The organism is Alcanivorax sp. HI0044 (assembly GCF_001634945.1).
In genome coordinates this window covers 1-7,483 of sequence record NZ_LWEZ01000893.1, presented here as the reverse complement: position 1 = coordinate 7,483, position 7,483 = coordinate 1, and the positions used below count along the sequence as shown (strand labels likewise).

7 protein-coding genes are annotated in these 7,483 nt (G+C 57.0%); 5 read left to right on the top strand and 2 right to left on the bottom strand.

The features are described from left to right. A partial coding sequence (locus tag A3730_RS10635; protein ID WP_063538041.1) for a 3-hydroxyacyl-CoA dehydrogenase family protein occupies positions 1–1,657 on the top strand: 1,657 nt, incomplete at its 5' end. Positions 1,658–1,928: 271 nt separating this feature from the next. Here the strand turns inward: A3730_RS10635 and A3730_RS10630 are convergent. After that, a complete protein-coding gene (locus A3730_RS10630; protein WP_063518781.1) occupies positions 1,929–2,321 on the bottom strand; it encodes a response regulator in 393 nt (130 codons plus the stop codon). Between the two features lie 409 nt (positions 2,322–2,730). Here A3730_RS10630 and A3730_RS10625 point away from each other — a divergent pair, with 409 nt between their 5' ends. After that, positions 2,731–3,750, top strand: coding sequence for an AraC family transcriptional regulator (locus tag A3730_RS10625; RefSeq protein WP_063519924.1), 1,020 nt, complete (start codon positions 2,731–2,733; stop codon positions 3,748–3,750). 49 nt (positions 3,751–3,799) lie between these two features. Beyond that, positions 3,800–4,672 (top strand): formyltetrahydrofolate deformylase, encoded by an 873-nt coding sequence (purU, locus tag A3730_RS10620; protein ID WP_063519923.1) that lies wholly within the window; start codon positions 3,800–3,802, stop codon positions 4,670–4,672. 81 nt (positions 4,673–4,753) lie between these two features. On the opposite strand, the gene A3730_RS10615 is transcribed toward purU, so the two are convergent. After that, entirely contained in the window at positions 4,754–5,410 is a 657-nt protein-coding gene (locus A3730_RS10615; RefSeq protein WP_063519922.1) for an outer membrane protein, read from the bottom strand. 60 nt (positions 5,411–5,470) lie between these two features. Between A3730_RS10615 and rlmM the strand changes: the two genes are divergently transcribed. Together rlmM and A3730_RS10605 are read left to right on the top strand one after the other, a co-directional pair. Beyond that, the gene (gene rlmM, locus A3730_RS10610) at positions 5,471–6,532 is read left to right on the top strand and encodes a 23S rRNA (cytidine(2498)-2'-O)-methyltransferase RlmM (RefSeq protein WP_063519921.1); all 1,062 of its coding nucleotides are present in this window, start codon (positions 5,471–5,473) and stop codon (positions 6,530–6,532) included. Between the two features lie 26 nt (positions 6,533–6,558). After that, positions 6,559–7,483 (top strand): MFS transporter (locus tag A3730_RS10605; RefSeq protein ID WP_156501137.1); only part of this gene is annotated, 925 nt, incomplete at its 3' end.

Here is a 7,483-nt window from a genome sequence, read left to right as displayed (position 1 = left end):
GGTACTGATGCAGGGTCAGCGCATGAAGGCTGACAAGGCACAAAAAATCGGCCTGATTGAGCTGGTAGCCGATCGCGATGAGATGATGGCCAAGGCCCGTGAGTGGATCAAGGCGAACCCCAAGGCCATGCAGCCCTGGGACCAGAAGGGTTACAAAATTCCGGGCGGTGATCCGAAGAACCCGAAATTTGCCGTTAACTTGCCGGCGTTCCCGGCTAACCTGAAGAAGCAGGTCAAGGGTGCCAACTACCCGGCGCCACTGGCGATCATGTCTGCGGCCATCGAAGGTGCTGCGGTAGACTTCGATAACGCCTCGCTGATTGAAGGCCGTTATTTCGTGTCACTGGTGACCAGTCAGGTCGCCAAGAACATGATCACTGCATTCTTCTTCAACCTGCAGGCCATCAATGGTGGCGCCAGCCGTCCCGATGGCGTGGAAAAATTCCGTGCCAAAAAAGTCGGTGTTCTGGGCGCAGGTATGATGGGCGCAGGCGTGGCCTATGTAACAGCCCGTTCTGGCTCGCATGTGGTGCTCAAGGATATTTCTGCCGAGAACGCGGAGAAGGGTAAAGATTACTCCCGCAAACTACTCGACAAGGAAATCTCCAAAGGCAAGATGACCGAGGAAAAGAAAGAAGAGATCCTCGGCCGCATTACTGCCACTGCAGATGCCAAAGATCTGGAAGGCGTGGATTTTGTGATTGAGGCTGTGTTCGAGAACACCGAGCTGAAGCACAAGGTGTTCCAGGAAATTGAAGACGTGGTTAATCCGGATGCGGTGCTGGGCTCCAACACCTCCTCCTTGCCGATTACCGGCCTGGCCAAAGGTGTGAAGAAAAAGGATAACTTTATCGGTATCCATTTCTTCAGCCCGGTAGACAAGATGCCGCTGGTGGAAATTATCTGTGGCAAGGACACCTGCCCCGAAGCGCTGGCCAAGACCTATGATTACTGTCTGCAGATCAAGAAGACCCCGATCGTGGTCAACGACGCCCGTGGGTTCTTTACCACCCGCGTGATCGGCACCTTCGCCAACGAAGGGATCGCTATGCTGGGCGAAGGCGTCAATGCCCAGTCCATTGAGCAGGCGGCCATGCAGGCGGGTTACCCGGTAGGTACTCTGAATCTGATCGATGAAATCAACATGGAAACCGCGTTGAAGATCGGTAAAGCAGCCCGTGATGATGCCAAGCGTGAAGGCACTGAGCTGCCGCCGGAACACCCGGCGGAAGTGGTCATGAAGAAAATGGTCGAAGAACTGGATCGCCCGGGCAAGCTGCAGGGCAAAGGTTTCTACGAGTACCCGGAAAACGGCAAGAAGCACCTGTGGCCTGGCCTTACCGATGCCTTCGGTGGCAGCAAGGACATGCCGTTTGAAGACATCAAGGAACGGATGATGTTCATCGAGTCCCTTGAAGCGGTGAAGTGCTTTGATGAAGGCGTGATGGATTCCGTGGCAGATGCCAACATCGGCTCGATCTTCGGCATTGGTTTCCCCGCCTGGACCGGTGGTGTGATGCAGTACATCAACCAGTATGAAGGCGGCTTGCGCGGTTTTGTTGCGCGCGCCCAGGAACTGGCCAAGTTGTACGGTGAGCGCTTTAACCCGCCGGCTTCACTGTTGGAAAAAGCGGAAAAAGGCGAAATCTACAAGTAACCCTTGAGATTGCGTTTCTTCAAAAAGGCCCGGCTTATCCAGCCGGGCTTTTTTGTGATGCAGCGCCGGCTGCCGGTGGCTTTCGCTATCTCTTTGGGGGTGTACTCAAGGAGTAATCTGAAAATTAGCGGTACGACGAAAGCATAAAGGCGAGGGGGGCACAAAATGAAGACGTCAGCCGCAGGTCTAGTGGTTGCTGAGGCTGGATAATCAGGCAAATCCTGACATTTGCTCGGAACCCGATGCCATGAGGAGCCTGAAAAGAGTCGGGTCAGCCAGCGGCGGGGGAGACGGGAACGCTGTCGTGGTGGGAAGCAAGCCTGCTGTTGAGCCAGGTGCGCAATTCACTGGGGCGCAAGGGCTTGGGCATCAGGGTGTCGCCGCCGGCGTCCAGGCATTGCTGGAAACAGGCTTCACTGTTGTTGCCGGAAATAAACAGGATCGGGATGTGGGGGTTGCCGTTGCGTACGTCGCGGGCCACGGTGAACCCATCCAGAATGGGGAGTTCCACATCCAGGATCAGTAGGTCGATGTCCCGTTGATGGTAAAGACGCAGGGCGGCCTCACCGTCTGCGGCCAGTACATACTGGTGGCCGAGCTCTTCGATGATGCGGCAGATGATCAGGCTGACAGCCTTGTTGTCTTCAACGACGAGAACATTCATTAGTGATTTTTATCGTAGACAGCGCAGGATAACAAGGGTGAAATCTGTGTGAAGGCGGGTTTTTCCTGCCAGAATCACGATGCAACGGTTTTGTAGCGGTAGACAGTATGTTAATTCCGGCCAGTTTCTTTATGATTGACGCTCCCGGACTCTTTAAAAACAGCAGGCCGGTAAATAATAAACGTGCCGATGACAATGCTGACGGGTACGGATTCGCTTAATGGCAATGCCAAGAGCCGCTGAATAATGCCTTGCAGGCTCAGGCTTTCAGGCTGGCTCACAATCCAGGCGCAATTTTGACGGTGTGTCCACTCATCAGAAAATTGCAACAACGAGTATGTGCCAGCCTGAAAGCCCCGGAGAGCGAGGCGTTATTCAGAGGCCGCCTAAGGTGTGAGGGTGGAGGTCGATGTACCATCGCAGAACGATCAATATTAATCGGGTAGTGAAGCTATTGCAGGGCGCCGCCCGTTCCGGTGCCAGCATTCCCGAGATTCTGGACAAGTGTAATATTCCCCGGCAAGTACTGGATGATCCGGATGGGACCATTGAGAGGGATACCTTTATCCGGATGATGTTGCTGATCATGACTCAGACCCAGGACGAGTTTCTGGGGTTTGGTCAGGGCCGAAAATCAAAGCCCGGCACCTTCTCCATGATGGCTCATGCGGTGATCAACTGCCCGAACCTGGGGGCGGCGGTGGAGCGGGGTATTCGCTTCTACGACTTGTTCGAGCTAAGCCTTCAGTCACGCATTGAGCGTGATGGCGATGTGGCCAGGCTTATTGTGGTCGCTGACCCGCGTCTTGATTTCCGCGAAGTGATTATCGAAGCCTCCCTGTTTATCTGGCTGCGCTTCATGAGCTGGCTGGTGGGCAAGGCCATTGAGCCCCAGCAGGTGAAGCTGGATTACTCTGATGTGCGCAATGACGAGGAGCATCGCTTCCTGTTCGATTGTCCTATCGAGTATTTGTCTGATGGTAATGCGGTGACGTTCCGGGCGGACTTCCTGGACTTGCCCTTGGTGCAGAACGAGCTGTCTCTGTCCAAGTTCCTGAAGGAGTCGCTGGCCCAGTTGTTCGACGGCAACATTCACAATGTGGGCCTGCCGGCACAGATTCGCGCTATTATTTCCAATGAATATGGCAACAGCTTCCCGGATTTCACGGAAATCTGCAGCAAACTGAACATGACTCCGCAGACTCTGCGGCGCCGCCTCAAGGATGCCAACACCAGCTATCAGGAAATCAAGGATGCCATCCGCAAGGATGCGTCGGTGTATTACCTGTCCAAGCCGGATCTGAGCATCGATGAAATCGCACTACTGATGGGCTTCAGTGAAGCCAGTTCGTTCCACCGGGCCTTCAAGAAGTGGACCGGAAAAACACCGTCCAATTTCCGTCGAGAGCATTTTGGCGTCAACCTTTAACGGGGCGCCATCCTGTCTCTCTCACTGACGATCAGCCTCGAGAGCTTCCATGACAGTCAATGATGCCGACACGGCACGTCTGCTGGTTACTTGCCCGGATAAGCCGGGAATCATCAGCGCGGTGAGCACCTTCCTATACAACCACGGTGCCAACATCACCGATTTCGATCAGCATTCCAGTGATGCCCATGGCGGCACCTTCTTCCTGCGCCTGGAGTTTCAGACGCCAGAACTGGATTGTTCCCGGGAAGCGCTGCGAAACAATTTTGCCAGACGGGTGGCCGAACCCTATGGTATGCAGTGGCAAATCAGCTACGCCAGCGAGAAAAAGCGCATGGCGGTGCTGGTGTCACGGCACGACCATGTGCTCATGGACCTGTTGTGGCGCACCTCCCGGGGCGATCTGCCTGCCACCATTCCCATGGTGATCAGTAATCACGATGACCTGCGCGACGAAGTCGAGCGCTTTGGCATCGAGTACCACCATATACCGGTCTCCGCAGACAACAAGGCCGAGGCGGAAGCCCAGACGCTGTCCAAACTTGAAGGCAAGGTTGATGTGGTGGTGTTGGCGCGCTACATGCAGATTCTCAGCCCGGAGTTTGTTTCTCACTACCCGCATCGGGTGATCAACATCCACCACTCCTTCCTGCCGGCTTTCGTGGGCGCGAACCCCTACCAGCAGGCCCACGACAAGGGCGTAAAACTGATCGGTGCCACCAGCCACTATGTGACAGAGGACCTGGATCAGGGGCCGATTATCGAGCAGAACGTGCAGCGAGTAAGCCACCGCCATTCTGCAGCTGAGCTGCGCTCACTGGGGCAGGATGTGGAGCGACAGGTGATGTTGCGTGCGGTGCGTTGGCATCTGGAAGATCGGGTGATCGTGGACGGTAACAAGACCGTGGTGTTTGTGAAGTAACGCGAGCAGGCGGCACGCTACACGCACCACGCCAAGAGAATCCCATCGCGTGCAAGCGTGAAGCATGCTGCTTGTTGCGGCCTAATTGCTATAACGCAGGCCGATGCCCATTGTGCCGTAACTTTCAGATTCCAGCTGGGTCTGTTGATAATCTGCCGTTAGTGACAGGTTCTCGAGTAGAGGCACAGCCAAGCCGATACCCAGGTAGGGTGCAATGCCGCTCTGGCTATCGCTTACGGGGGAATCGTTGACCGTGTTTACGGTGCTGCCACCGCCGTCCAGCAAGATTCTGTCCTGGCGGTTTTCCAGCTTGAGGTTGTAAATATAGCCGCCACCACGAAGGTATAGCCAGTAAGGTGACTGCCAGAGCGCCCCCACCGTGAAACCGCTTAGATCCAGAGAATCTTCTTCCTGCACCAGGACGGAGCTTGCCCCGGCGTTTTGTTCGGAAACACTGGGCGCGCGGGTGAACTGGCTGTTATTGGAGACTTCGCTTTGGCTGACAAACCCGCCTTCCAGCCCGAAACGGCTGTTTTTTCCCAGCGTTACACTGTTTAGCCACAGTCCAATCTTAATATTCAGCCCGTCCGCCGTATCGAACCCGTATGGGTCCATGTCGGCTCGCATCATCTGGGCCTCGGCATAGAAATCCACATCCGGTGGGGCCAGCTCTTCGTCGGCATGGGCAAGGGAAACCAGGGCAGTGAAGCTCAGGGTCAGCGGCAGTGTTATTTTCATTATTGATCCAGCCGTTGTGATAAGGACAATGGGCCACATTGTAACCAGCGCGAGACCTTCATGCACAGTGACTTGTTGAATTCCCAGTCCGAAACCCTGCTGGCCCTGTGCCGGCCGGGTTTTGAAACGGACCTGGCTGCCGAACTGAATTTCCATGCGGCAGACCAGATGGTGGCCGGTTACCCCCGCGCGACCGCCAACAGCGGGTACGTGCTGTGGCACAGCCAGCAAGGTTCGCTGGCCAGCCTGCAGGACAGCGGGCTGATTTTTGCGCGCACGCTAAGCGTGTGTGTGGGTGAGTTCACCGATATCGGCGACGACCGAATTACCGCTCTGTGGCCCCTGCTGGAGCAGGCGGCACCGTTTTCCGAGCTCTACCTGGAACACCCGGATACCAATGAAGGCCGCGAGTTGCAGCGTTTCCTGCGGGGGTTTCGCAAGGCGCTGGAGCCGCGCTTGAAAAAAGCCGGTTTGCTGCGGGCAAAGGCAAAACAACGGGTTCACCTTTTCTTCAGTGACTCCCACAACGGCTGGGTCAGCACTAGCCCCGGCGCGATACCACTGGTGGAAGGCGGCGTGCTGCGCTTGCGGCTGCCTGCGGAGGCGCCAAGCCGCTCTGCGCTGAAGGTGGAAGAAGCCCTGATCCGCTTCTTCGGCAGCGCCGATGCACTGAATGCCAGGACGGCGGTGGATCTGGGCGCCGCCCCGGGCGGCTGGAGCTGGCAGCTGGCACGGCGGGGGATTCGTGTTCAGGCGGTGGACCACGGCAAGATGGATCCGCGCCTGCTGGATGAATACCCGGTGCAGCACGTGTCCGGGGATGCGTTCACCTGGCGTCCGCGCAGCAAGGTGGATCTGGTGGTATGCGATGTGGTGGACAAGCCCGCCCGTACCTTGCAGCACATGGAAAAGTGGCTCACACAGGGGTGGGCCAATGCCGCGCTGTTCAATTTGAAGCTGCCGATGAAACGGCGCTTTCAGGAAACCTGGCAGCTGCTGGAAAAACTCACCACGGCCATGGGGCGCATGGAGCATTTAGGTGAACCGGTGATCAAAGCCGCCCACCTGTATTACGACCGGGAAGAAATTACCGTGTGGGCCAGCTTCCACCGGGATTACTAAGCGTGGTCTCTGGGCGCGGTAGAAGTATGCCTCTATTCGCCACCCTGGCTATGTTGTACTTCGCTCAGGGTCTACCTGCTGGGTTGCTGGGGAAATCCATGCCGGCGCTGGCCCGTGATGCGGGATTGTCGCCGGAATGGATTGGCTTGCTGGCTTTGCCTGCCTTGCCGTGGGCGCTGAAGTTTATCTGGGCGCCCTGGGTTGATCGCTGGGGCAGCGGCGGCCCCGATCATCGAAAACGCTGGATTCTGGCCTGCCTGGCCGGGGTGGTGGCAGTACTGGCTGTGGCTGCCATGTTGCCCCAAGTCTGGCTGTTTGGTGCGGGTTTTGCCGTGCTTATCGTCATGCTGTTTCTGCTCAACCTGTTCAGTGCCACTCAGGACATTGCCACCGATGGTCTGGCCGCCCGGCTACTGACGCCGAGGTTGCGTGGCCTGGGTAACAGCGTTCAGGTCAGTGGTTACAAGATCGGGATGATTCTGGGCAGTGGCGCCTTGTTGATTCTGGTCGGCTGGCTGGGCTGGCAAGCTACGCTGTTTACCGTTATTGCGATGTTGCTGTTGGTGGCGCTTACTGCCTGGCGATTTGATGAGCCTCTTGAACCGGTGCGCCCACGCAAACCGGTGACCCTGCGGTGGTGGCTGCGCCAGTTGGCCCTGTTCTGGCGGCGGCCGGGTTTGGCTGTTTGGCTGCTCATCCTGCTTGGCTACAAAGTGGGGGATGGTTTTGGCGCCCGCATGATCAAACCCTTCCTGGTCGATAGTCACTGGACCCTGGCAGAAATCGGCACCCTGGACCTGGTGGCCTCATTGGTCGGGCTGGCAGGTGCCGGGTTGGCGGGGCTGACAATGATGCGGTTAAGTCGTCGCGTAGCCCTGTTCGGGTTTGCCGGTTTGCAGGCGCTGTCGTTTATTGGCTGGTGGTGGGTGGCAAGTTGGGGGGTAGATGCCC